A 23,763-nucleotide genomic window follows, 5' to 3' on the forward strand; every position below is an offset into this window, starting at 1 on the left:
GTCCACGTGCTGTCGCCAGTGAATATGAGGCGCGACGCGCCCGTTATGCTGGTTGAAAATGTTCCTCCGCCGATCGTAAGTGATTGTCCGGCAATGCCGATCTGGCCGTTGCCCTCAAGACGGGAAATCCTGGCAGCCTCGTCCGATAGATAAAGCGTCGCATCATTGTTGATCGTAAGGGATTTGGCCAGGCTCAGCGCCGCATTGAGCGACAGAACGCTTGCACTTCCAGGCTTAACGGTCAGAGCCGTCAATGTCCCGCCGTCCAGGACAAGATTGAGATTGATTCCACCTGTCCCGTACCAACCATTGAAGTTGATGTTGCCGGTATCCGAGGCCGATCCGAAATACACGGTCGACCCGGTCAAGAAACTGTGAAAATAGACATTCATCAAGCGTCCAGAGACGACAGACAGCCGACCAATGGAACCTGTATCCATGATAACGAGGCTACCAAGACTGAGATCGTCCAGGGCGCGGATATGTCCGTCCGTCCCGATGAACTTTACTCTGTCGTAAGGGAATGGTTGGTCAGTCGAAACGTTAGCGAGTCCGCCGATATTGCCAGTAGTCTGGGAAAGCGCAGTTCCGCACCCGAAATTCTTCAAAGGTATAAGCAGCGTCGTCAAAATCAATGCCGCACGGAAAGTCGAGCGATCCGATTTAATCAAAACGGTGCTACCGCCGATATCTCGCCGGCTTCCTCCTAAATCCTTTGAGCGGGTAGCGATCTTTCGCATAGCGGGATATCAATTGGCTCATCAACTGTTGTCGGGCAAACGCATCAAGGCCATGCCGACCTCACGTCGCAAAGTCCAAAATCTGCAAGCATCCGGCCATGCATGATGTTTCGGAACCAGCCACTCGTGCCGGCATGCTCCATCGTTCAATCGCGCTCCATATCGACAAAGGTCCGTGGCCCTATGCCGCCAGCCTGATCGGCCGCAGCGGGTTTCGCGATGCCTTGCGCTTGTACTGCGCCGCAATGACCCAGCCGCTGGCAACGTCCTGGCCGGCGGACAAATTCTTCGGCCAGAAGCTGCGCTATCTCGTCTCCTTTGTTCTGATCGGTCTCGATGCGCGCTGGCGCCGGGGAGACGGCGACGCGCCGACGCTGGCCGCGCTCCAGCGTATCGCGCCAGCCAGTGCCCGGCAGATCGCGGAGCTGGTCGGCACGCTCAAGCTGGGCGGTTACCTAGTCGCGAGCCGGCTCCCGACTGACCGTCGAGCTTTGCGGTTGAGCCCCTCGATGACGCTGCTTCAGGAAATCGGCCGATCACCCCTGGCCTTTCTCGGCGCCTCCGAGCACCTCGATCCAGCTGCGTCGCCGATAGCTGCGAGGCTTCGATTGGAGCCTGCGGGGCTGGGGGATTGGCTTGGGGCCTCCTACGAGATGTTTCTGCAGGAGGATCTCTACTTCGCGCCCTTTTGCAATGTGGTCGAGTTCACCGGGCAGGACTGCGGTTATCCGGTTCTGTCTGCCGTTCTTGCCGCACACTATGCCGCGCTGGCGGACGCCGCTGCGCCGGCGCCTCTCTCCTATGGCGGGCTGGCCGAGCGATTTCGCGTCTCAAGGCAGCACGTCGGCAATATCTTTGCCAATGCGGAACGACGCGGCTGTTTCAGCGTCGACCGCGGTGGTCGCAGCGTTGCCGTCTCAGCAGACTTTTTGTCGGAATTCGAGACCTGGGCGGCAGGCCAGATGGCACATTACCGGCTCCTCGCTGAGCGTGAATTCGATACTCGCAGCTAGATGGCTCGTTCCTCGAATGATGAGCCAAGAGCGATCTTCGACGCCCTCTGGCTCACCGTCGGCAACATCTGCGATCTCATCACCCCGGCAGAGTGCCGAAATCTCTTCAGACACGCCGGATATGCGTCCGATTAAGCATACGAGACTCTAGCGGCAGCTGCTTGTCGGGGTGCGCAGGCCGTTGTGTGGCGCGCGCAGCGGAACCAGACACGGCAACTGTGGCTGGTGCTCCTTGCTCGACGAACCATGAAGATCGCGACCGGCGCGCTGGCCATTGAGACCACCGGGCGATATGGGTGAACAAGCTGGATGCACGCTCGAATCGGGGCGACCTCCGGAGCGCGGCTCTTCAGCAGCCGGCAAGCTGACGAGCCGGCTCCAAAACGGCCTAGACGTCGCGAAGCCCAGCAGCTCCATTCTACCGCTAAATCGCCCTGTTTCCGAACTCGTGCTCTCCACCATATGCGGCAGCTTTTTGGCAGGAGCTATCCTCTGGAGCGCGATCGAGCTCGACCAGCGCATCCATCACCTCATCGAAGCTGACGGCCCGAGCGGCGAAGGGCGGATGGCGCAGTGGCGGGCAAGAGGCGATCGCGCAGGCGTCCGAGGCCCAAGACGAAAGCACGGCGCGCTTCTCCGCCAACGAAAGCGCAGCATCGGTGAGCACGTCCCGGGGATGCCCGTAGTGGCAAGCTGGGTGGAAAAGGCGGTCAATGATGTCGTCCTCATTGCCGGCGCGGATCGGAGCGGTCGAAAGCATGGTTTGGCTCATCGGGGCCTCCTGTCTATCTCCTTCTGGCGAGTACGAAGCCTCGTGCGTCTGTCAATCTGGTTATCTGACGGCGGCCTTCAAGGGCACATTGGCTATCGAAACTCCGCCTCCTGAACGCCGTCTCCGCACTACGCCGGTCGCATTTTTTGCGGATTGCTGTAGCGCCTGTCCTGCTGCGCTCTGCGATCGCGGGGAGGGCCGTTGCGAGCGACGGGCTCAAGATCTCAACCTCTTGAAACCTTGATGCTCTTTCCTAGATCGAAATGTGCCGGCTGCCAGTTGGGGCCGGGTAAACCTACTCTTGTATCCATGTTGCTCAAAGGAGGATGTGGCTATGGGAACCACTTTCGATTTAACTTCCCTGTTCCGGTCGAGCATCGGCTTCGACCGAATGCTGAACGCTCTCGAGACCGCGAGCCGCGTTGAACCGATCAACAGCTGGCCGCCTTACGACATCGCCAAAATGGGCGAGGACGATTATCGCATCACGATGGCGGTGGCCGGGTTCTCGCAGGACGATCTGACCGTCACGCAGGAGCAGAACATGCTCATCGTGTCGGGCCAGAAGGACGGCGTGGATGATGAGCGGTATCTGCATCGCGGCATTCCTGGCCAGGCGTTCCAGCGCCGTTTCGAGCTCGCCGACCACGTGAAGGTCGTCGATGCCAGCCTCGTGAACGGCCTGCTGACCATCGACCTCAGGCGCGAGCTTCCTGAGGAAATGAAGCCGCGCCGGATCGAGATCGGGACCGGAAAGGTGCTGCCCAAGGTCGAACCAAAGGCGGTCGAGACCGCGAAGCAGGCGGCCTGAGGCCAGGCCATTTCGGACGACGTGCCCGCATGCGGCGCCGGACGATGGGTCCGGCGCCGACGGGACAGCATTGTCCAGCACAGGAACGGAAAGGAGTGATTCAATGAGTGTCCGTGATCTGATCCCCTGGAGCCGTGGCAACGGCAACCAGGTTCCGAGTGTCTTCCGCGACGGCGATCGCGACCCGGTCCTGTCACTGCACCGCGAGATGAACCGGCTGTTCGAGGACGTTTTCCGCGGCTTCGGTTCGGGCCTGCCGTCGCTCAGTGGCGCCTCTGCTTTCGGCGGGGGCTGGCCGAGCGTCGAGATCTCCGATGGAGAGAAGGAGATCAAGGTGACGGCCGAGGTGCCGGGGCTCGAGGAAAAGGACATCGAGGTCCTGCTCGACGACGGCGTGCTAACGCTGAAGGGCGAGAAGCGCTCTGAGACGGAGGACAAGGACAGGCAGTTCTCCGAGCGCTTCTACGGCCGCTTCGAGCGCCGGATTCCGCTTGGCACCGAGGTCAAGGAAGACATGGTCGATGCGCGCTTCAGGAACGGCGTGCTGACCGTGACCTTGCCCAAGAGCGAGAAAGCGCAGTCTCAGGTCAGGCGCATCACCATCAAGAATTGACGCATGGCAAGCGTCGGCGGCGGGCCCGATCGCCGCCGCCGGCAGCATCCTTCGCCAGACTCGGCAGGGATGAGATGGAGACAACAGGACAGGTTAAGAAAACGACGAAACTGCATGCCTCGCCGGGCGGCCGTCGAACGACAACCGGCAAAAGCCGCTTGCGACGGGGCGCTCGAGCTTTCCCGATGACGCCGTCGCCTGCATTTACAGGCCGTCGCGGTCGGTGATGACGTCGGGCAAAACGCCGACGAAGGGCTCGCGTCTGCGCTTCGTGCCGTGCCGCGCGCCTTTCATCGAACCGTTGATGGGCTGGACAAGCGGCGAGGATATGCTGACCCAGGTGGAACTCGATTTTCCGAAGCGGCATTCGGCCGTCCGTTACGCCGAATTACAATGGCCTTTCTATGTCATTCAATCGAGGAACGGATCGGCGCGCGACCGGCGGCGCACGGCGGGTCGGCCCATGCCTTCTCCGATGCGACGCTGCGAAAACTCGGGCTGAAGGACCTTCAGAACAGCTACTGACGCGCCATCGACGGAGCTGCGAACCGCAACGACCCACCCGGTCCGGAGAACTGGAAATCGCCGCGGTGATATCATTTGTCGGCGGGAGGGTTCACCTGCCGCGCCTCGCCCCCTATCTCCTGAACAGGATCAAGCGAGGAGGACCGGCATGACGGCCGAAGACATCGTCGCGATTCTCGGCCCGGTCGACGCGACGCTGGTCGCGGAGATCGGTCAGATTGGCGCGACGCGTGAAGAGCTCGCCCAGGCCTGGGCCTGGTTTAATGCGGACGAGGCGCTGATCAATGATGGCCGCCCCTTGCCCTCCGGCCGGGTCGCCGAGCTGGTCGACTTGTTCGAAACACTGGAAATCAACCCCGAGGATTGAAAACCGGTGGCGCCCCGACCGGTCGCCGCCGGTACGCTCAGCTCGTTGTTAGGACCCGCAGGGCCCCGCGCCGCTCAAGCACGTCGACGACAACCTTGGCCCCGGAGCGGCGCAGCGTCACGTCGGCGCCGCCGCCGTCGAGCACGAGGTTGCGCAGCGTGACCTCGTCGAGGAACTCCGGCAGCGTCGGCTCATCGAAGGTGACGTGCCGCCGCCCCGGGTCAAAGCCAAGACCGAGGCAGCTTTGCAGCATGAAGAGCGGCGCTGCTGCTGCCCAGGCCTGCGGCATGCAGGCCACCGGATAGAAGGTCGGCCCGCGCGTATGCTGGCGGGGAAAACCGCAGAACAGTTCCGGCAGGCGGCGTAGATCGATATAGGTTGAAGCGGCGAAGAGCCCTTCGAAGATTCGCGCCGCCTCGCGCTTGAAGCCGTAGCGGGCGAGGCCTGCGGCAATCAGGGCATTGTCGTGCGGCCAGACCGAGCCGTTGTGATAGCTCATCGGATTGTAGCGCGCTTCCGTGCTCGACAGGGTGCGCACGCCCCAGCCGCAAAACAGACCCGGCCCCATCAGCGTGCGTGTGAGCGCGGCAGCACGCTCCGGCAGCGCGATGCCGGTGAGCAGTGCGTGGCCGGCATTCGACGTCCGCACCCGGCAAGGCCGCTTCTCCCCGTCCAGCGCGAGCACATAGGTACCGAGCGCTTCATCGAAGAAGGCCTCGTCGAAACTCTGCCGGAGGCGCTCCGCCCGGCGCTCGAAGTGCGTCGCTTCCGCCACATGGCCGAGTCCACCGGCAATCTCGGCAGCGGCGCGCCAGGCGCCGTAGACATAGGCTTGCACCTCGGCAAGTGCGATCGGCCCCTCTGCCAGAGCACCGTCGTCATGGAAGACGGAATCGTAACTGTCCTTCCAGCCTTGATTGATCAGCCCCTCTTCGGTCCGCCGTCCGTATTCGACGAAGCCGTCGCCATCGCGATCGCCATGCTTTTCGATCCAGCCGAGCGCCGCCTGCACATGAGGCCAGAGCCGGCGCGCCGTCGCGAAATCGCCGGTCCGCTCAAAATGGGCGCCCGCCAGCATGACGAAGAGCGGGGTGGAATCGACGCTGCCGTAGTAGCGTCGGAACGGCACCTCCCTCAATTCCGCCATCTCGCCGTGGCGCACCTCGTGCAGGATCTTGCCGGGCTCGGCATCGGCCTCGGCGTCGAACTCCCTCGCTTGGTTGGCGGCGAGATGCTGGAGCACGCCGCGGGCGATGGCGGGATCCAGCCACAGCGTCTCCAGCGCGGTGATCAGCGCGTCGCGTCCGAACACCGTGCTGAACCACGGGATGCCCGCGTAAGGATAAGGCCCCTCGGGCGTGTCGGTGACGAGCATGTAGAGGTCGGAGACCGAGCGACGCACCGCCTCGTTGAAGATCTCGTTCGAGCTGACGATCGCCGTGGCCCGTGAGGCGGAGGAACGCAGCGCCCGGCGCGCATCCCTCAATGCGCGAAGGAACGCGGGACGCGCCGGCTCGTCGTACACTTTGTCGCAGGCGATCTCCAGCACGAGCGTGCTCGCTTCGCGCGGAGCAAGATCAAAGACGAATGTCGCGCGGTCCGCCGCGAGCTCCTGCGGCGTCGGATCGAAACGCAGCGTCGTCTCCCGCCGGCGTCCGTCGAGCCCCAGATAGGCGAGCCTGACCCGGTCTGGTGCCACCTCCGGCTCTTGCAGCACCCCCCGGCGTGCCCGCACGGTACCGCGCACCTCGAACAGGTCGGCGAAGTCGGCGGCAAAGGCGATGTCGATCCGCACCCGCCGCAGCTGGTTGTCGAAATTGCGGATGGCGATACGCTCATGGCAGGCGCCGTTCCACAGGAAGCGGGACCGACGCAGATGCAAAAGGTCATGTTCCAGGATTAGCCGGCCCTCGGCATTAAATAGGTCCGGATTGGTGAGGTCGCACGTCGCCGTCGCATTATCATCGCGCAGCGTCGAGGACAGAAGCATTGGCCGCTGTCCGTCAACGGTCAGGTAGAGGTGCGAGAGATAACGGGTGTCGCGATGATAGAGGCCCTCGGGGCTACCCGGCCCGGCGAGCGCATCACCATTGTGGTCGAACACGGCGAAGGTATCGCCGTGCTTGAGGGTGCGTGGCCGCCGCTCCTGCAGCGAGGCGGCCGCCGGAATGAAGAACTGTGCCAGCGGTGCGCCGGGGCCGGCCGGGGCCGGCGCGTGGGCGACCGCTTCCACGCTGGTGCTGCCGTGCATCAGCTTCCTCCCATTCGTCAGGCGAGCGCCCGCAGATCAATGTCGCTGACGATCTCGGCCGGAAGCCTCATGGCGGCGCGGCGCAGGCCCGGCAGGTCGCGATAGATGGCGAGGTAGTCCTGCGCCATCCGCCCGGCGGTGAAGCGCTCCTCGAAGGTCGCGCGCACTTCGGCGCGGTCGAGCCGGTGGACGCGCCGGGCAGCGGCGACGGCTTCGTCGAGGTCGCGCACGATGAAGCCGGTGACGCCGTCCTCGATCACCTCGGGTACCGATCCGTTTCGGAAGGCGATGACCGGTGTGCCGCAGGCTATCGCCTCGATCATGACGAGGCCGAACGGCTCCGGCCAGTCGATCGGGAACAACAGGGCGCGGGCATTGCCGAGGAATTCGGCCTTGTCATGCTCGCTGATTTCCCCGACGAACTCGACATTGGGATGCGAAGCCACCATCGGCCCGATCGTCGTGTCCCAGTAGGCCTGGTCGGCCTTGTCGATCTTGGCCGCCATCTTCAGCTTCATGCCGGCGCGAGCGGCGATCTCGATGGCGCGGTCGGGCCGCTTCTCGGGCGAGATGCGGCCGAGGAAGGCGAGGTAGCCGTCCTTCGGATCGGGGCTGAAAGGCAGAAGGTCTTCCGGAAGGCCGTGATGCACCGTGCCAACCCAGTTCACCTTCGGCAGGGGCCGGCGCTGGTCGTCGGAGATCGAGACCAGCGGATAGTGGGGAAAGACCGAGTAGAATGGCGGCAGGTCCGGCAAGTCGAGCCTTCCGTGCAGCGTGGTCACCATCCGGTCGCCGAAGGCGGCGGCGAGCGGGTAATGCATGAAATCGATATGGAAATGCAGGACGTCGAATTCCTCTGCCCTGCGGCGGATCTGTTCGAGCATGAGCATGTGGTAGGGTAGCGGGTCACGAACAGCCGGATTCAGGCGCAGGGCCATGTCGCAGCACGGGACGAGCTCGGCCCTCGTCTTCGAGTCGGCGCTCGCAAAGAGCGTGACCTGATGTCCCTGACGGACGAGTTCATCGGTCAGATAGGACACGATGCGTTCGGTGCCCCCGTAGAGGCGTGGCGGGCAGGACTCCGCGAGCGGAGCGATCTGAGCAATCTTCATCGACAAAACCTCCTCATTCGAGCAAAGCGTTGACAATGAGCACCTACCGGAGAGGTCCTCCGGCCACCCGCATGGGCGTGGCCGTCGTTCCGGACCTCCCAACTGGAGCCGCAGCTTCCTGATCGAGATGCGGCCGATCCGCATCCTCGAATTCGGTTCGCCCGGCATAAGGCCGCGACGAACCAAACAGCGGCCATGCGGGGCAGGACCTCCTCCGTTGGCGGTGTCATGAAGATGCGAGCGGGCGGAACACCCGCGCATCGCTGTCGAGTTAGGGAGCGCCGCCCGAGCCTTCAAGATCTGCAGAGCATGGCTTTGCGAGGACCGGAGTCGGTTCGCAACGACATGGCCGATCTACTGCAGCCGGAACTCATTACTGACCGCGCTGAGATCGACTGGTCCGATCAGGTCCTTATGGCTAATTGGGTCTTGCTGGTGACCATCTAGCCCACAAACCAACAGCGGGCGATCATTCAGGGAGCAGGCGACATCCGCAAGGTGCGTTGGGCGCTGGACGGGCGAGGCAAGCGGGGGTGATCCAGCCAACATGCCGCTGTTGGCGCTACCTTTTACGCCAAGAACGAGCGGGGCCGATTTGAGCCAGCAGGACAAGAACGATTTCCGCCAGGCGTCTTGTTCCTGAGCTGCAAACCTAACTCATTGTAGATCCTTCGAATCCGCTTTTGATTGACATGCCAGCCCTCGCGCCGCAGCAACACGTCGACGCGGCGATAGCCATAGCGAACGCGGGTCTCACAGATCGCCTTGATCCGGGCGGCCAAGGGGGCCTGGTCGGGCCGGCACGATTTGCCCGCCGGACCGACACCTGCCATTCGCCACGCATCTTGCCGACGAGCTCGCGCTTGCGACCAGGCCTCAGAGCTTTCGGCGGATGACGTCCTGCAACATCTCCCGGTCCAGCGCGAGGTCGGCGACCAGCTTGCGCAGCTTCGCGTTCTCGTCCTCGAGCTGCTTCAGCCGGCGCATCTTGGCTGGCAGTAGCCCGTCTTACTTCTTCTTCCAGTTGAACCGAAGGTCCGCGAAGCGAATTAGGTCGCCTGGCTGATCCCGGCCCGGCGGCAGATCTCCGCCACCGGAATCCCGTCCGCTCCTTGCTTCAGGATGAACGCCTTCGGCGCGTCCGAGAACTTCGAAGCCTTCATCGCCTTCCGCTCCTCCCAGCCCATGGGAAACGACGCCGAAAACTCTAACCCGAAGCGATCCAGTTTTAAGGGCTCAGATCACGTTGCCCTCGCTACCGCTTATTCGGATAGGCACGTCAACTTCATGAGAGGTGTTGCCACGAACCCGGTGGTCCAGAATTAACACGCCGGCAGGATCCCCTGCGCTAGATGGACGACATGGAAAACCCCTTCTTGATCGCAGCCGGTATGATGGCCGTCGTGGTGCTTGCCTGGCTCGCTTCCAAAAGGTGGGATTGATCCGGAGAAGACGCAGCCCAGCTCAGCCACGCGGCAGGCACGTCGTCGCTGCGCATCATCGGTCGCGTTCTGCCCGGCCCAATCGCTCGGTGCCAGGCCTTTTTTCGTTTTAGGCGGTGTCGTGACAAGGCCTTGCGGGCGCTGTGACGGACTGGCGGTGTGTTTCCATTGCCGTGCAGACGCGAGACAATGTGTGAATTGCCTTCAAAACTTGACGGCGAGCACGCCTTTGAAGGAATGGTCCTGGGCATCCTCGGCGAGCTGGCCGGTATAGCTCACGCCGAGGGTCGTATTACGGGCGATGGCAAGATCGAGCCCGGCTTCGACCATGGCTGCATCGCGCGCGATCGGCAGGCCCGCAACGGTGAACGTGCTGGATCCGGCGAAGGCGAGCGTCGCCTTCGGATCGACGTCACCGAAGGCGTGGCGCCAGGCCACCGCGCAGCGTCACGGCCATGCCCTTGCGCAAACCGGCGCCGAAGCCGATCAGCAGCAAGATAATCGCGGTTTCCATCGCCAGAACGCGTCCTCAGCGTCCCGCTTTCCACGGGTCGATCACAGGGACGTTCGCCGCGTGGAAGGCGCTGGTGTCACGCGTGGCGACGGCGAAGCCGTGAGCGGCTGCGATGGCTGCGATATAGCCGTCCGGTGTCGGAAAGCCCTTGCCCGCGTTACGCGCCGCAACCGCGATGTCAGCATAACGGCGGGCAGCATCCGTATCGAAGGGAAGGATTCTGCCGCCGAACAGGGCAAGCTGCCCATCGAGCGTGGTGGCAAGCATTTGCTTGCGGCGCCCGTCCGGCAGCGCGCCGATGCCGAACAGCAGCTCCGCGACGGTCACGCTGGCAAGGTAGAGGGTTTCGGCGGCCTGCTCGTCGAGCCAGTCACGCACGGCGGGAGCTGGCTCCGGCTTCATCGCCTCGGAGACGACATTCGTATCCAGAACGATCATTCAAAGCTCATGGGCATGGCGGGTGTCCGATCGCGGTCCTGTTCCAGCGCCTCAAAATCGGCATTGGTCAGCCCGGCCTTCCGGCTCAATGCCGACAGGGCTGAGCCGATGCGAAGGCGGTTGGCGGGGCGAACCGCCGTTTCCAGAATGTCGCGCATTTCGGCTTCCGCGCTGCGGCCATGATGGGCCGCGCGCACCTTGAGGGCGCGATGGGCCTCTTCGGACAGGTTGCGAATGGTGACGGCGGGCATATGATGGCGTCTTTCTCTTACTGATAGCGACGCTATCAATATAGACAATGTGCCATCAGATCGCTAGGCGCGCCCTCATCCGTAGGGCAACCCGTTATCTCGCGGGCTGACCGAGCCCGCTACCAGTCGCATCCACGCAGCGACGCCAACGAATCCTCCGCCGACGATGCAGAAATTTGCCGCCAGATGTCGAACGGCACGGCCTCCTTAGTGATTCCGTGAACCAGCGCATAGCCTGCGACGGCGGCAGGCGCGGCGAAGATCAGCGCCACGATCAGACGCAGTAGCGGCGAGCGGATTATCTCGAAAAGTCCGGCCAAAATGTCGAAGGCGACACCAGCGGAGAACAGCTCGACCAGCCCTGCGCCGATCAAGCCGGAGCCGGTCTGATAAGCAAACTGCGCGGCGGTCTGGCCAATGCTCATGAACATCACCGCGGCCATGATCTCACCTTTACTTGCCGCACCGCCTTTCGTGCCGTCATGGTCGTGACGGCTGAACCCTGGGCATGGTGCAGATGCTTGTCCGTTCTGTCGAACCTTTCAGGCGTGGCCGTTGTTGAACTGCCGAGGTATTCGGCCGCGCGGGCATCCGCGCGGCCGCGATTTTCCGATGGAAGGCCGGGACCGCTTGCGCGGCCCCGGCCTTCCGCTCATTCCGCCGCGATGGCGAAAGCCGCATCGTCCGCATCCTCAGCTTCGGTGATCCGCGCCTCCGACCGTTCGTCGGCCAACCACGCGGGCCGCTCGGTGCGCAGCACGGGCGGAAGCCAGCCGGTTCCGGCAAGAAGCTGCTCGGCGGCTTCGGCCAACTCCTGCTTCTTCTTGTCCGCGATCCGCTCCGCTGCCTCGGCGCCCACGGCGTCGCGCACGGCGGCGAGGATATGGGCCTTGGGATGCGCCCGAGATAGGTCCGTACCGTAGGCGTCTAATGCGCCGTCATGTCGAGGACAACGCGCAGATAAAGGGCGGCGCGCTGCGGCACGGTGGAAGCGGTCATCTTCTGTCTCTTTTCAATCCGGTCGAACCGAACGGGGCCGCTCGTCATGGCTTCGCCCAAGGCGAGCGGAGATGGACGAAACCCCGGCTGCATCCTGCTGGCCGAGCCGGAGCGGCGTCTTGTCTGGACCGACGCGCTGGGGCCCGGATTCCGGCCAAATGCGGAAACATTCATGAGCGCCGACCTCACGATGCAGGCTGTGCCGGGCGGCACGCTCTACCGCGCCTTGGTGCTGCATAAGTATGATGCGGCCCGCGTCAAGCACGAGGAGATGGGTTTCTTTGAGGGCTGGGGACATGCCTGAGCCAATTGGAGGCGCTGGCGAGAGGGCTCTGAGAGGCTCGACCGGAACGGGGAGAGAGGCATGCCGCAGGTGCTGAACGATGCGGCCGCACTTGCGGCCATGATCGCCGCGCGGGCAAAGGGAATGACCAGGCCCTTTATTGTTGCCCTGGACGGCCGGAGCGCCGCAGGCAAGTCCACGTTGGCGCGGACGCTAGCGGACAGGCTCGACGCCGCCGTCATCGAGGGGGACGATTTCTATGTGGGCGGCATCGCGCTTCGCGACGATAGCCCTCAGGCTCGCGCATCCGCCTGCATCGACTGGACGCGGCAACACCGTGTGCTGGAAGATCTGCGCGGCAGTCGTGTCGCCGTCTGGCAAGCGTTTGACTGGGTAACCTTTGATGGCCGGCTTTGCGATCAGCCGACCAGGCTCGCGCCAAAGCCTATCGTGATCCTCGAAGGCGTTTATGCCGCGCGACCGGAACTGGCTGATTTGATCGACCTGCGGGTCCTGCTGGTCGTGGCGGACGAGGCACGAACGGCCCGCCTTCTGGCGCGCGAGGGCGTTATTGGCCCTTGGGAACGGCAATGGCACGAAGCGGAGGCCTACTACTTCCAGAATCTGATGCCGTCAGCCGCCTTCGACGTAATCGCGGAGATTGCCACTCACGTCATGCGCCGGTTAGGTTGATCAGATCCTTCGGCGGCCGCCACGGCGTCCCCGCTGTCATGCGAGCGCGCGAAAAACACGACAGGGACGTAAAAGCAAAGGCGGGATGCGCACAGCGGACTTCAGCACCAGTATTCGCTGCTGGGCGGATCCGCAACGCTGTATCAGATCCTGCAAGAGTTCGAACTTGCCTCGCTCACCCATAATTCGGCCGAGCATCTACGGATCCTGGCGGACGCGATGAAGTGGATGATCATCGACAAGGACGCCCACATGGGAGGTCCCGATTTCGTCGACGTCCGATCGAGATGCTGCTGTCGCAGGCGCATGCCGCAGCCCATGCGTCCCGCATCCGGGCCGGCGAAAAGGCGCATGTCGCGCGCTCCGCGCTCGCGAAGGATCCGCCGGACACCACCGTCTGCTGCGTCATGGACGATGACGGCAATGCCGTGACGATCACGCATACGCTCGGCCAGCCGTCCGGCGCGATCACTCCCGGCCTCGGCTTCATGTACAACGGCGCCATGAGCGGGTTTGATCCGCGGCCGGGAAGAGCCGGTTCCATCGCGCCAGGCAAGGCGCGGGGCAGCGCCATGGCGCCGACCATCGTGTTCGAAGGCGAGCGCCCGGTGATGGCGCTGGGAGCTCCAGGCGGGACGTTTATCGTGCCGGCCCTCGCGGAGGCCTTGAGCAATGTCATCGACTTCGACATGACGATGGCGGAGGCTGTCTCAGCGCCCCGCATCGTTTGCCTGAGCGACACGATCGATGTCTCCAACCGCATCGAGCATCGCGTGACGGACGAGCTCGAAGCGCTGGGGTATCCCGTCGCGCGCTCCTATCAATCATACGCATTCGGCGCGCCGCATGGGATCAAGGTCGAACCGTCGGGCTGGGCCGGTGGTGCCGATCCTCAGCGCGACGGCATGGCCATTCGCGTATTGTGAGAGGTGCTCCGGCTCGACTGCAGTTGGACCGCCCTCGGCTTCGGCTCAAAAAAATGGTCATTATCGCGCATTTCAGATGCGTGATAATTCTTGACATGGTGATGTTGGCGAGGAATGATCGTGCATCTGAAATGCGGGATCATTCCGTGCTCCACCTGGTCGGCGAGACGATCGACGCCAAGCGGGCCCATTTGCGGGCACAGGCAGGCGAGCTCACTCAGTTGGTCCGCGGCATCTATGTCGATGCGATGGCTGACATCGAGGTGACCATCCTTGGCCATGCCGTGCGGATCGCCCGCTACCTCTATCCTGCCGCCTATTTATCTTCGGCCAGTGCGAGCCTGCTGGGGCCGACCCCGGATGGGCGGTTGTTCATCAGTGGACGGCGCAACCAGCGCACGCGCCTGTGGTCGCTCGAGATCGTCCAGAACGTGGTGCCGACGCATCCATCGACCGTCGGCGTCGTCGTGGGAGACGACATGGGTGAATTACGCGTCGAGGCGTCGTCCCCGCGCCAGCGCTTTCTGGAAGCCTTCCGGCTGCGCAGCGAGCACGCGACCGCGATCTCCGACACCATGCGCGCGCAGATGGCGACGCGCCTCGTCGAGGAATACGGGACGCCCCGAGATGCCGCGGACGCGGTCTGGGCGCTTGCTCGCGAAAATGGCTGGTATCGCGAAGGCGAGGGGGCGGAGCGCTACCTGCTGGCCCGGCCGTCCACGGACAAGATCGCCGGCAACAAGGCGGCGTTGAACTTTCTCGTCGCTTGGCACGGAACGCGGCTCGGGCATCTGAGTCATGATGGCTTTGAATGGCGATGGCGGGCTTCGGGGCGAGGCGGCGGTCCGCCGCTCATCCGCGAGACGATGCCGGGTGGTCTGCCGCCATTCATCGAGTCCCTCCTGCCAGAGGGATGGCTCGCCCAGATTCTGCATCAGCGCGACGAGCGTGACGTGCTGCGCTCGGGCCGGCGCTATCTGTCAAACATCGCGATTGTCCGAAAGCCCGAGGAACTCGCAACGATTCCTGCGGACGTTCTGCAGGGTGAACTCGCGGCCTTCTCGCAGGGGGGCTGCTTCACCGGGCAGTACCGGGGGCCGGGGAGGGGCGAGATCGAGGGGACCTTCGAGCAGAATTTGGCGCGGCTCTACGCTCAGGCCCAAACTCCGCGCCTGTCGGGCGTCCAGATCAAGGCACCGATGTGCCTGACCACCGACGGCTTGCTGGTGCCGGCCATCGAGCGGCCGTTCACCCATATCTTCAAGCCGGCCGGCACCGCCGGCTTCGAGACGCTTCCGGTCGTCGAGTGGCTTTGTCTCGAGCTCGGCAGGGCGGTGGGCTTCGCCGTGCCCGAAGCCGCTTTGGTCGAGATGCCCGACGGCATGCCGCCGGCGCTTCTTGTCGAACGTTTCGACATCCGGCGAAGCGCGGAGGATCATCGCATGCTGGCGATGGAGGACTTCTGCTCGATCCTAGGGCTGCCGACTTCGGCGAAATATGACGGCACGATCGAGCGCATGGCACGGAGATTGCGCCCGTTATCGACCGATCCGGCCCCCGATCTCGAAATCTTGTTCCGGCGCGCCCTGTTCGCTTGGTTCATCGCCGACGGCGACATGCATTTGAAGAACCTGGCGCTGTTGAAGTGTGCCGAGCCAGGATCACGTCGGTTCGCGACCGTGAGGTTCGCGCCGCTTTATGATGCGGTCACGACCCGTGTGTTCCCGGGCCTTGCCGGCGATCGGATGGCGTTGAAACTCAATGGCAAGGACGATCGCCTGACGCGTCAGGATTTCCTGACGCTTGCCCGAACCATCGATCTGCCGGCGGCCAGGGCCGAGGCGGCGATAGGCGAATTGGCTACGCGCTTGCGTGACGCAGCACTTCGCATGGCGCTGCCGGAGCGAGTGGCAGAAGGAGCAACCAAAACTGCGGAGGATGCGATGCGTGGTATCATTGTCGAACGTATCGGAGTCTTCCTATGACAGATAGTGAATCGGCGCGCCGGTAGGGGCAGAAGCTCGCCGGAGCAGTCTATGCGTGTCTGCTACGGTGAGCGCCCGGCTGATGCGAGCGCCTTTGCCGACAGGCTGAGCCGCCTCATGACAAGACGCTTGGGTAAAGGCTGATCGACCGGAGCTAGCGGGATAATTTCGCGCGGAGCGGTCAGAGCAGAGTGATTTTCCCGTTCGCCAATTCGTAATGGGCGCCGACCACCTTGACCTTTCCGCTCCTCACGAAATCCGCGAGGATCGGCTTGGCCGTTTCGAGGCGCCGCACGCCCCGACGGATATTCTCTGCAACCGCCGCAGCGAGCACATCGTCCGGCTTGTCGGCCTTGGCAGCTTTGACGGCGGGCCTGATTTCGCGAACCATCTCTTGGAGATGGCCCGGCAGGCTCGCCCCGTCTCGTACGACCTTGATCGCGGCATCGATGGCTCCGCAGCGCGAATGGCCAAGGACCATGACGAGCGGTGTGTTGAGGAACTTCACCGCATATTCGAGGCTCGCCAGCCCATCGGCATTGACGAAATTGCCGGCGAGGCGAACCACGAACAGATCGCCGGGCCCTTGATCGAAGGCGAGTTCCGGCGCAACGCGTGAATCCGCGCAGCTTAGAATTGCGGCGATCGGGTGCTGGACCGTGACCCGCGAGGCCCGGCCGGCCGAATAATCCAGATTGCTCGACGTATTGGCCGCGTAGCGCGCACTACCATCCATCAGCCGCTTCAGCGCCTCGTCCGGCGTGATCGCATTCTGTGGCGCCGCCTGGGCGAAGGCCCGCGGGGAGAGCGCAGCGGTGGCGCTGAAGGCTGCCATGCCGGCAAAAAGGCCGCGGCGGGACATTCCGGATATGGGCCGGGCGCACAGGTCACACATAGCTAAAGCCTCCCCAGATCAGCCTGCGCTGCGAGCGATCCGAGCTGCTAAAGCGACGTTTCATCAACCTTGTCGCCGCACTCACCCTCACAGCAGGCACCGCATTACTGCTACAGGCAATGGAGGCTGCGAAGTCCAAACTTTGCAGGGATTCCCCATGAGCGATGTGCTTGAGTCCGAGCCGGTTAGGCTCGCCGAATGTGAAAAGTCCGTCAGGGCTGGTTCCTCGACTGATCGCGCGTTGCAGCCAAGCCGTTTATTGAATCAGCTGCTGCCCCCAAGCCGCTTGTTCTGGACGATCGCTGTGTGTCACGCGCTGCTTTTTGTCGAAGACGCGATGAGGCAGAGCGACGCCTTTCCAGCGGACCTCGAGCCGTCGATCAGGAAACTCGTAGGTCTCGACGTATTTTCCGATCAGCCCAGCCGTCAGCGGCGTCTCGTCCAGAATAATCCGCGTGTTGTCGTACGACAGGGCGAGTTGCTGAGTGACATAACCGATGCCAGCACCTCAGCGCGGCGCAGTTCTCTCTCACTCATCTCGACCCAGCCCATGCCATAGTCAGCGGGCTCGATCTCGGCGATCAAGTCTCCCGCTCGCACGAGCTGATAATCATCGACCGCAACCGACCTGACCCAATCCCGTGACTTGGGCAGAGAGCGGCGTGGCGTCGCCGGCGATGAAGGCGTTGTCGGTGGCTTGATAGCGCGCCGACCCGGTCCAGCGGTCCCAATGCGCCGCGATTGCCCAACCGCGACGATCGCGATCACAATTCCCGCATGGAACAGCGGATGGGCCAGGGCCGCGAGGCCGCGATAGCGCCAGGACGCCGGGCTGTCATCTTGCTCAATGGGCGCTACGCTGTCGGTCTCGTTCACGGCAGATGTCATGGTCGTTCCTTCCCGCTTTGAAGGACGAGGGCGCCGTTGGTCAGCGGCTCGTTGTGCTCGGAGAAGGGGCGATCGCGCGATGCCGCCGGCGCTCGCTGAGATGGCTTGCTACCTGCAGCGCCACGGCGGCAGCGCCGAAGGCGAACCCGAGCGCGACAACGCCAGGCCAGCCGGCAGCCTGCCAGGCATAGGTCCCGGTCGCCGAACCGAAGGCGCCACCGAGGAACATCGCGCCCATCAGGATGGTATTCAGGCGAGCTCGCGCTTCCGGCCGCGGCGCAAAGACGATGTGCTGGTTGGAGACCAGCGCCGACTGCATGCCGAAATCGAGCAGCACGACGCCAAGAACGAGCCCTGCGAGAGAGGTCCAGAACCCGAACACAAGCCATGACGACAAGGTCACGACGGCGCCGAGCGCAACCACGGGAGCAGCCCCCTTGGAGTCCGCCACGCGGCCGGCGAGCGGCGCCGTGAGGATTCCGACCGCGCCGACGATGCCGAAAAGTCCTGCTACATCGGCGCCGAGGCTGAAGGGTGGCGCCTGCAGGCGGAACGCAAGGACGGTCCAGAAGGCCGTGAAGGCCGCAAAGAGCAGAGCCTGCGTCAGCGCCGCCAGTCGCAGGGCCGGGAATTCGCGCCACAGATGCAGCATCGAATGCAGCAGGCGGCCATAGTCGAGCTGGGAATCCGGCCTGCTGTGCGGGAGCGTCAGCAACATCAGGGCCCCGGCTCCCAGCGCCATCGGCACGCCGAGCCAGAACATCTCGCGCCAGCCGCCATGCGTTGCGACGAAGCCGGCCAGCGTGCGGCTGAGCAGGATGCCGGTCAGGATTCCCGCGAGGATCTTGCCGACCGTGGCGCCGCGCCGCTCCGGCGCCGAGAGATGGGCGGCCAGCGGCACGATCTGCTGGGCGACCGTCGCTGCGAGTCCGACGAGGAGCGAGGCGAGCACCAGCAGGGCAGCGCCCGGCGCCACAGCTGCCAGAATAAGCGCCACCGCCAGCACCCCGAACTGGATGACGATGAGACGCTTGCGTTCGACGATGTCGCCGAGCGGCACCAACAGGAACAGCCCTGCGGCGTATCCGAGCTGAGTCGCCGTTGGAATCAGCCCGGACAGCGAGCCGGGCAGTTCCGCCTCGATCAGGCCGAGCATCGGCTGGTTGTAATAGATGTTGGCGACTGCGATGCCGGCTGCGGCTGACATCGCATAAATAAACATGCTGCCGCTGCGCGGCGGGCTTGCATCCGGCTTGACGGGCTTGTCCATAGTCTGTGCTCCGCTAGCGGGCCGGCGCGACCGGGTTAGCGGTCGATCCGGCTCTGATGGCTTCGAAGCTACGCGCTGGCACTCGCGCATTCTGTAGCGCTTGCGGATGTCCGGCACACACCTGCGTATGATTGCCGGATCGGGCCGCCGCGTTGTCTCAATGAAGGGAACAGGCCCGGTGGCGGAAACGCTCAGGGTCCTCCGGCATCCGCGAGAGGCGCGCCATGAAACCACTTCGCATTAGCATCATCGGCGGATCTCTCGCAGGCCTGTTCGCCGGCGTCCTGCTGAAGCGCGACGGTCATGATGTCAGGGTCCATGAGCGTTCCCGCCAAGGCCTCGCGGGTCGCGGCGCCGGCCTAGTTCCTCAACGAGAGGTTTTCCAGATCCTGCGGGCGATCGGCATCGAGCACCTCGCCGATATCGGCGTGGTCGCGCAGGAGCGCATCTTCCTCGATCAGGCAGGAGAGATCGTGCAGACGATCAGGGAAGCGCAGACCCAGCTCTCGTGGGACGTGCTCTACGAGCAGGTCGCAGCACGCATCGCGCCGGCCGATTACCGGCTCGGCAGCCAGCTCGTGCGGGTCGAAGCTGAGGGCGACGGCCCTGCTATGCTAAGCTTCGCCGACGGCTCGCGCGACGAGGCCGATATGGTGATCGGCGCCGACGGCATCGGCTCGGTCGTGCGCCAGGCACTCTCTCCCGATCATGCGGCAAACCGCTATGCCGGCTATGTCGCCTGGCGCGGATTGATCCCGGAGACGGCGCTGCCTGCGAGGGCTTCGCTGCTATTGGACCGCTTCGCCTTCTATCTCGCGCCGGGCGACCACGCGCTGGGCTACCTCGTACCTGGCCCGAACGGCGAGACCGCGCCAGGCAAGCGGCGCTATAACTGGGTCTGGTACCGCCGGGTAGTGGAGCATGATCTGCGGGCGCTCTTCACCGATCGCGACGGCCGTAGCCATCCGGTCTCGCTGCCGCGCGGCGGGCTGTCATCGGAGCGGCGCGACGCGCTGCGCCATGATGCCCGCATCCACCTGCCGCCGCCCTTCTCGCTTGCCGTCGCGGCGGAGGAGACGCCCTCGATCCAGGGGATCTACGACTATGAGACGCCCGCCATGGTGGGAGGGCGTATCGCTCTGATCGGCGATGCGGCCTTCGTGGTGAGGCCGCACACGGCCATGGGGGTCGGCAAGGCGGCCGGCGACGTGATGTCATTGCGCAAGCATCTGGCCGCGGAGGCCGATCTGGAAACGGCTCTCGCGCGCTACCAAGGCGAGCGCCTACCGGTCGGTCGCGAGATTGCAGCCCTGGGCCGACGCCTTGGTGCGACCGCGCTGTAAGCTCCGGCGGACATGCCGGCCATGTGACACCGAAATCCTTCGAAGACAGCGAGAGAGGCCAAGCACATGTCGAAACGCAATGTTGCCGATCTGATCGTCGAAACCCTGGACCGTGCGGGAGTCGAGCGCATCTACGGCGTGGTCGGCGACAGCCTGAACGGGCTGACCGAGGCGCTGCGCCAGACCGGCAAGATCGACTGGGTGCATGTCCGGCATGAAGAGGTCGCAGCATTCGCTGCTGCCGGAGAATCCCAGATCACGGGGAATCTCGCCGTCTGCGCCGGTTCCTGCGGCCCGGGCAACCTGCACCTCATCAACGGCCTCTACGACGCCCAGCGCAGCCGCACGCCCATGCTGGCCATCGCCGCGCAGATTCCGTCGGCTGAGATCGGCGGTGGCTATTTCCAGGAAACGCATCCGCAGAACTTGTTTCGCGAATGCAGCGTCTATTGCGAGATGGTCTCCGACCCCAGCCAGATGCCTTATGTACTGGAGAATGCGATCCGCGCCGCCGTCGGAGAGCGCGGTGTCGCGGTCATCGTGATCCCCGGCGACGTGGCGCTGAAGCCGGCGCCGGCGCGTGAAGTCGCGCCGGCCGCAGGGTTGTTGCCGCCGATGCCCGTCGTCACGCCTGCCGAGGCGCAAGTCGAGGCCCTCGCTGCCCTGCTCAACGGAGCGCAACGCGTGACGCTGTTCTGCGGCCGTGGCTGTGCCGGTGCGCATCCCCAGCTCATGAAACTCGCCGAGATGCTGAAGAGCCCGATCGTCCACGCGCTCGGCGGCAAGGAGCATGTCGAATACGACAACCCCTATGATGTCGGCATGACCGGCTTCATCGGCTTCGCTTCGGGCTATGAGGCGATGCACGCGTGCGATCTGCTGCTGATGCTGGGCACCGATTTTCCCTACAAGCAGTTCCTCCCGAGCGGCATCACGATCGCCCAGGTCGACATCCGCGCATCTCAGCTCGGCCGCCGCTGCAAGCTCGATCTCGGCATCGTCGGCGATGTCAGCGCGACGATCGACGCCCTGCTGCCGCGCCTGTCGGTGAAGCGGGACCAGACGCATCTCGACGACAGCCTCGACCGCTACCGGCACTCTCGGGAAGGGCTCGACGCGCTGGCGCGCGGCACGCCAGGCCGCAGGCCAATCCACCCGCAATATCTGGCGAAGGTGGTTAGCGACGTTGCCGCGGAGGATGCGGCCTTCACCTTCGATGTCGGCACGCCGACGATCTGGGCGGCACGCTATCTCAAGATGAACGGCAAGCGGCGGCTGGTGGGCTCGCTGGTGCATGGCTCGATGGCCAACGCCATGCCGCAAGCCATCGGCATCCAGGCTGCGCAGCCCGGGAGGCAGGTGATCTCGCTGTCAGGCGATGGCGGCTTCACCATGCTGATGGGCGATCTGATCACGCTCAAGCAGCAGAAGCTGCCGGTGAAGATCGTCATTTTCAACAATGGCGTGCTCGGCTTCGTCGCGCTTGAAATGAAGGCTGCGGGCTTCGTGGAACTCGGAACCGATCTTGAGAATCCCGATTTCGCAGCGATGGCGCGTGCCATGGGCATTCATGGCGTCAGGGTCGAGGATCCCGGCGATCTTCCGAGCGCGGTCGCAGACGTGCTTGGCCATAACGGGCCAGCCGTGCTCGACGTGGTGACCGCGACGCAGGAACTCTCCATGCCGCCGACCATCGGTGTGGAGCAGGCCAAGGGCTTCGGCCTGTGGATGCTGCGGGCCGTGATGAGCGGGCGCGGCGACGAGGTGCTCGACCTCGCCAAGCAGAACCTGCTGCCGCGCTGAACTGACCGAACCAATCGAGATATCCGCCAGCTGCGGCCTCAACGGTCCCGGCGCCCTCTCGCTATTGCCGGAATCGCGCCATGGAACTGACGCCCCTGCTGCTGTCGCGGATATGCATGGCGGCGCGTCAAAAGAGCAGCATTGAGGTTATGAGCCAGGAACGGCGGCCCTAAGCAGGGTCGGACTTTCCAGCAGGGATGATGCGGCAGCGCCACCAGCTGCGGCCAAACGAAAGGGAGGGCGGAGATGATCCGCCCTCCCTTGGTCATTGTCGCGCGTGGGTTGGGTGTCAGCCCTTCACGAAGGCCAGAAGGTCCGGATTGATCACCTCGGCATGGGTGGTCAGCATGCCGTGCGGGAAACCCTCGTAGATCTTCAGCGTGCCGTGCTTCAGGAGCTTGGCCTGCAGAAGCGCCGCATCCTTGTAGGGTACGATCTGGTCGTCATCGCCCTGCATCGCCAGCGTCGGCACGGTGATCGCCTTCAGGTCCTCGGTCTGGTCGGTTTCGGAGAAGGCCTTGATTCCCTCGTAATGGGCCAGCGCTCCGCCGATCATGCCCTGCCGCCACCAGTTCTGGATCACCCCTTGCGAAATCTTCGCCCCCTCGCGGTTGAAGCCGTAGAAAGGGCCGGAGGCGACATCGAGATAGAACTGCGCGCGGTTGGCGGCGAGCGCCTTGCGGAAGCCATCGAAGACCTCGATCGGCGTTCCACCCGGATTGCTAGCGGTCTTCAGCATCAGCGGCGGCACGGCGCTGACCAGCACCGCCTTGGCGACGCGGCCATGGGGCTGGCCGAACTTCGCGACATAGCGGGCGACCTCGCCCCCGCCGGTGGAGTGGCCGATATGGACGGCGTTCTTGAGGTCGAGATGCTCGACCACGGCGAAGGCGTCAGCGGCGTAGTGATCCATGTCGTTGCCGGTATCGGCCTGCGAAGAGCGGCCATGGCCGCGACGGTCATGGGCCACGACGCGGTAGCCGTTCGCGAGGAAGAACAGCATCTGCGCGTCCCAGTCGTCTGAGGACAGCGGCCAGCCGTGATGGAACATGATCGGCTGGGCGCTTTTGGGCCCCCAGTCCTTGTAGAAGATCTCGACGCCGTCCTTGGTCTTCACGTAACCGCTGCTCATGGTCGTGGCTCCTGTCGTGTTTCGAAGGGGTTGTGACGGTTGTGCGGATGCTGCCGCAGGGATCAGGCTCGCTGCAGAAGCGGCGGCCATGCCGGCCATCGCGGCCCGCCGGGTGACGATGAAACTGACGTCGGACATAGCCTTGTCTCCGCATTGGGTAGCTGACGAAGACAGGTTAGGCGGGGGCAGCCGGGGTCGGAATCCTACGCTTGGATCAGCGCCTCATACGAAGGTGTGGGGTGTGCAGCTCAGCCGCGGCGATGCGCCAGCGCCGCGGCAAGATGATGCGCAATTGTGTCGGGTTCGGCTGGCTTGTCGAGGAAGGCGCAAGCGCCGGCGGCCATGACGCGCTCGCGCGTAGCGGCTGTCGGAAAAGCCGTCATGAAGATCATCGGGAAGCTCCGTCCGGTCGCGATCAGTTCGGCCTGGAGCTGGTCTCCCGTCATCTCGGGCATCTGGATATCGGAAATCATGCAATCGGGATCGCCCGTCCCGCAATCTGCGAGGAATTCCGGCGCCGAGCCATAGCTGCGGGCTTCGTAGCCCAGCGAGCGGATCAGGCTGGCCAGCGAATTGCGAACGCCGTCGTCGTCATCGACGATCGCGACTGTCGGTATGTGATGCATGTCCACGCTTCTTTGTGCCGATGGTCGCACAAAAGGGGGACTCCGGTGCGCGGCCTGACCTCGTTATGAAG

General features: G+C 64.1%; 24 protein-coding genes and 2 pseudogenes. 11 read left to right on the plus strand and 15 right to left on the minus strand.

Translation table 11 applies throughout. From position 1 onward, the window contains the following. The first annotated feature begins 838 nt into the window (after positions 1 to 838). On the plus strand, positions 839 to 1,753 hold the full coding sequence (locus tag GGC47_RS26450) for a MarR family transcriptional regulator (protein ID WP_429069694.1): 915 nt from the start codon (positions 839 to 841) through the stop codon (positions 1,751 to 1,753). 424 nt (positions 1,754 to 2,177) lie between these two features. Here the strand turns inward: GGC47_RS26450 and GGC47_RS26455 are convergent, their stop codons facing one another. Then, entirely contained in the window at positions 2,178 to 2,525 is a 348-nt protein-coding gene (locus GGC47_RS26455; protein ID WP_429069695.1) for a hypothetical protein, read from the minus strand. 334 nt (positions 2,526 to 2,859) lie between these two features. Between GGC47_RS26455 and GGC47_RS26460 the strand changes: the two genes are divergently transcribed. The 4 genes from GGC47_RS26460 to GGC47_RS26475 all read left to right on the plus strand — a co-directional run bounded on the left by GGC47_RS26460 (position 2,860) and on the right by GGC47_RS26475 (position 4,841). Further along, the gene (locus GGC47_RS26460; RefSeq protein WP_429069717.1) at positions 2,860 to 3,336 is read left to right on the plus strand and encodes an Hsp20 family protein; all 477 of its coding nucleotides are present in this window, start codon (positions 2,860 to 2,862) and stop codon (positions 3,334 to 3,336) included. Positions 3,337 to 3,439: 103 nt separating this feature from the next. Further along, positions 3,440 to 3,949, plus strand: a complete 510-nt coding sequence (locus GGC47_RS26465) for an Hsp20/alpha crystallin family protein (protein ID WP_429069696.1) — start codon at positions 3,440 to 3,442, stop codon at positions 3,947 to 3,949. Between the two features lie 226 nt (positions 3,950 to 4,175). Continuing rightward, positions 4,176 to 4,451, plus strand: a complete 276-nt coding sequence (locus tag GGC47_RS26470) for an NADH dehydrogenase ubiquinone Fe-S protein 4 (RefSeq protein ID WP_429069697.1) — start codon at positions 4,176 to 4,178, stop codon at positions 4,449 to 4,451. Between the two features lie 171 nt (positions 4,452 to 4,622). After that, complete coding sequence (locus GGC47_RS26475; RefSeq protein ID WP_112764277.1) at positions 4,623 to 4,841, plus strand: hypothetical protein; 219 nt, start codon at positions 4,623 to 4,625, stop codon at positions 4,839 to 4,841. Positions 4,842 to 4,878: 37 nt separating this feature from the next. Here the strand turns inward: GGC47_RS26475 and GGC47_RS26480 are convergent, their stop codons facing one another. From GGC47_RS26480 to GGC47_RS26515, 8 genes and pseudogenes are all read right to left on the minus strand, one after another. Next, a complete protein-coding gene (locus GGC47_RS26480) occupies positions 4,879 to 7,092 on the minus strand; it encodes an amylo-alpha-1,6-glucosidase (RefSeq protein ID WP_429069698.1) in 2,214 nt (737 codons plus the stop codon). 17 nt (positions 7,093 to 7,109) lie between these two features. Next, entirely contained in the window at positions 7,110 to 8,204 is a 1,095-nt protein-coding gene (locus GGC47_RS26485) for a glycosyltransferase family 4 protein (RefSeq protein WP_429069699.1), read from the minus strand. A 626-nt stretch (positions 8,205 to 8,830) separates the two neighbouring features. Further along, positions 8,831 to 9,367, minus strand: a pseudogene (locus tag GGC47_RS26490) (IS3 family transposase); the annotation flags it as partial. Between the two features lie 483 nt (positions 9,368 to 9,850). After that, positions 9,851 to 10,084 carry an autotransporter domain-containing protein gene (locus GGC47_RS26495; RefSeq protein ID WP_429069700.1) on the minus strand — a complete coding sequence of 78 codons (234 nt, stop codon included), beginning with the start codon at positions 10,082 to 10,084 and terminating at the stop codon, positions 9,851 to 9,853. A gap of 91 nt (positions 10,085 to 10,175) precedes the next feature. Next, positions 10,176 to 10,598, minus strand: a complete 423-nt coding sequence (locus tag GGC47_RS26500; RefSeq protein WP_038358210.1) for a type II toxin-antitoxin system VapC family toxin — start codon at positions 10,596 to 10,598, stop codon at positions 10,176 to 10,178. Continuing rightward, the gene (locus tag GGC47_RS26505; protein WP_038358212.1) at positions 10,595 to 10,849 is read right to left on the minus strand and encodes a FitA-like ribbon-helix-helix domain-containing protein; all 255 of its coding nucleotides are present in this window, start codon (positions 10,847 to 10,849) and stop codon (positions 10,595 to 10,597) included. The genes GGC47_RS26500 and GGC47_RS26505 overlap by 4 nt, the downstream gene beginning before the upstream one ends. A gap of 119 nt (positions 10,850 to 10,968) precedes the next feature. After that, the gene (locus tag GGC47_RS26510) at positions 10,969 to 11,292 is read right to left on the minus strand and encodes a hypothetical protein (protein WP_429069701.1); all 324 of its coding nucleotides are present in this window, start codon (positions 11,290 to 11,292) and stop codon (positions 10,969 to 10,971) included. A 209-nt stretch (positions 11,293 to 11,501) separates the two neighbouring features. Further along, on the minus strand, positions 11,502 to 11,720 hold the full coding sequence (locus GGC47_RS26515; protein ID WP_429069702.1) for a hypothetical protein: 219 nt from the start codon (positions 11,718 to 11,720) through the stop codon (positions 11,502 to 11,504). A gap of 174 nt (positions 11,721 to 11,894) precedes the next feature. On the opposite strand from GGC47_RS26515, the gene GGC47_RS26520 reads away from it, so the two are divergent. The 4 genes from GGC47_RS26520 (at position 11,895) to GGC47_RS26535 (ending at position 15,735) form a co-directional block, all read left to right on the plus strand. After that, positions 11,895 to 12,152, plus strand: coding sequence for an SRPBCC domain-containing protein (locus GGC47_RS26520; protein WP_429069703.1), 258 nt, complete (start codon positions 11,895 to 11,897; stop codon positions 12,150 to 12,152). A 60-nt stretch (positions 12,153 to 12,212) separates the two neighbouring features. Next, the gene (locus tag GGC47_RS26525) at positions 12,213 to 12,824 is read left to right on the plus strand and encodes a uridine kinase family protein (RefSeq protein ID WP_429069704.1); all 612 of its coding nucleotides are present in this window, start codon (positions 12,213 to 12,215) and stop codon (positions 12,822 to 12,824) included. A 287-nt stretch (positions 12,825 to 13,111) separates the two neighbouring features. Beyond that, on the plus strand, positions 13,112 to 13,750 hold the full coding sequence (locus tag GGC47_RS26530) for a gamma-glutamyltransferase (protein ID WP_429069705.1): 639 nt from the start codon (positions 13,112 to 13,114) through the stop codon (positions 13,748 to 13,750). A gap of 131 nt (positions 13,751 to 13,881) precedes the next feature. After that, on the plus strand, positions 13,882 to 15,735 hold the full coding sequence (locus GGC47_RS26535) for a type II toxin-antitoxin system HipA family toxin (protein ID WP_429069718.1): 1,854 nt from the start codon (positions 13,882 to 13,884) through the stop codon (positions 15,733 to 15,735). A 181-nt stretch (positions 15,736 to 15,916) separates the two neighbouring features. On the opposite strand, the gene GGC47_RS26540 is transcribed toward GGC47_RS26535, so the two are convergent. The 4 genes and pseudogenes from GGC47_RS26540 to GGC47_RS26555 all read right to left on the minus strand — a co-directional run bounded on the left by GGC47_RS26540 (position 15,917) and on the right by GGC47_RS26555 (position 18,788). Beyond that, positions 15,917 to 16,570 carry a carbonic anhydrase gene (locus GGC47_RS26540; protein ID WP_429069706.1) on the minus strand — a complete coding sequence of 218 codons (654 nt, stop codon included), beginning with the start codon at positions 16,568 to 16,570 and terminating at the stop codon, positions 15,917 to 15,919. A 336-nt stretch (positions 16,571 to 16,906) separates the two neighbouring features. After that, positions 16,907 to 17,123, minus strand: a pseudogene (locus tag GGC47_RS26545) (ISNCY family transposase); the annotation flags it as partial. Then, entirely contained in the window at positions 17,057 to 17,506 is a 450-nt protein-coding gene (locus GGC47_RS26550; protein ID WP_429069707.1) for a hypothetical protein, read from the minus strand. The pseudogene GGC47_RS26545 and the gene GGC47_RS26550, both read right to left, overlap by 67 nt. 52 nt (positions 17,507 to 17,558) lie before the next feature. Further along, entirely contained in the window at positions 17,559 to 18,788 is a 1,230-nt protein-coding gene (locus GGC47_RS26555) for an MFS transporter (protein ID WP_429069708.1), read from the minus strand. 224 nt (positions 18,789 to 19,012) lie between these two features. Between GGC47_RS26555 and GGC47_RS26560 the strand changes: the two genes are divergently transcribed. Together GGC47_RS26560 and poxB are read left to right on the plus strand one after the other, a co-directional pair. After that, the gene (locus tag GGC47_RS26560) at positions 19,013 to 20,131 is read left to right on the plus strand and encodes an FAD binding domain-containing protein (RefSeq protein ID WP_133565370.1); all 1,119 of its coding nucleotides are present in this window, start codon (positions 19,013 to 19,015) and stop codon (positions 20,129 to 20,131) included. 66 nt (positions 20,132 to 20,197) lie between these two features. Then, positions 20,198 to 21,934 carry a ubiquinone-dependent pyruvate dehydrogenase gene (poxB, locus tag GGC47_RS26565; protein WP_429069709.1) on the plus strand — a complete coding sequence of 579 codons (1,737 nt, stop codon included), beginning with the start codon at positions 20,198 to 20,200 and terminating at the stop codon, positions 21,932 to 21,934. A gap of 289 nt (positions 21,935 to 22,223) precedes the next feature. On the opposite strand, the gene GGC47_RS26570 is transcribed toward poxB, so the two are convergent. After that, positions 22,224 to 23,165, minus strand: a complete 942-nt coding sequence (locus GGC47_RS26570; RefSeq protein ID WP_429069719.1) for an alpha/beta fold hydrolase — start codon at positions 23,163 to 23,165, stop codon at positions 22,224 to 22,226. Positions 23,166 to 23,314: 149 nt separating this feature from the next. Then, positions 23,315 to 23,692 carry a response regulator transcription factor gene (locus GGC47_RS26575; protein ID WP_429069710.1) on the minus strand — a complete coding sequence of 126 codons (378 nt, stop codon included), beginning with the start codon at positions 23,690 to 23,692 and terminating at the stop codon, positions 23,315 to 23,317. Positions 23,693 to 23,763 lie beyond the last annotated feature (71 nt).

Origin of the sequence: Allobosea sp. OAE752, from assembly GCF_050433265.1 — a bacterium.
GTDB lineage: Bacteria > Pseudomonadota > Alphaproteobacteria > Rhizobiales > Beijerinckiaceae > Allobosea > Allobosea spartocytisi.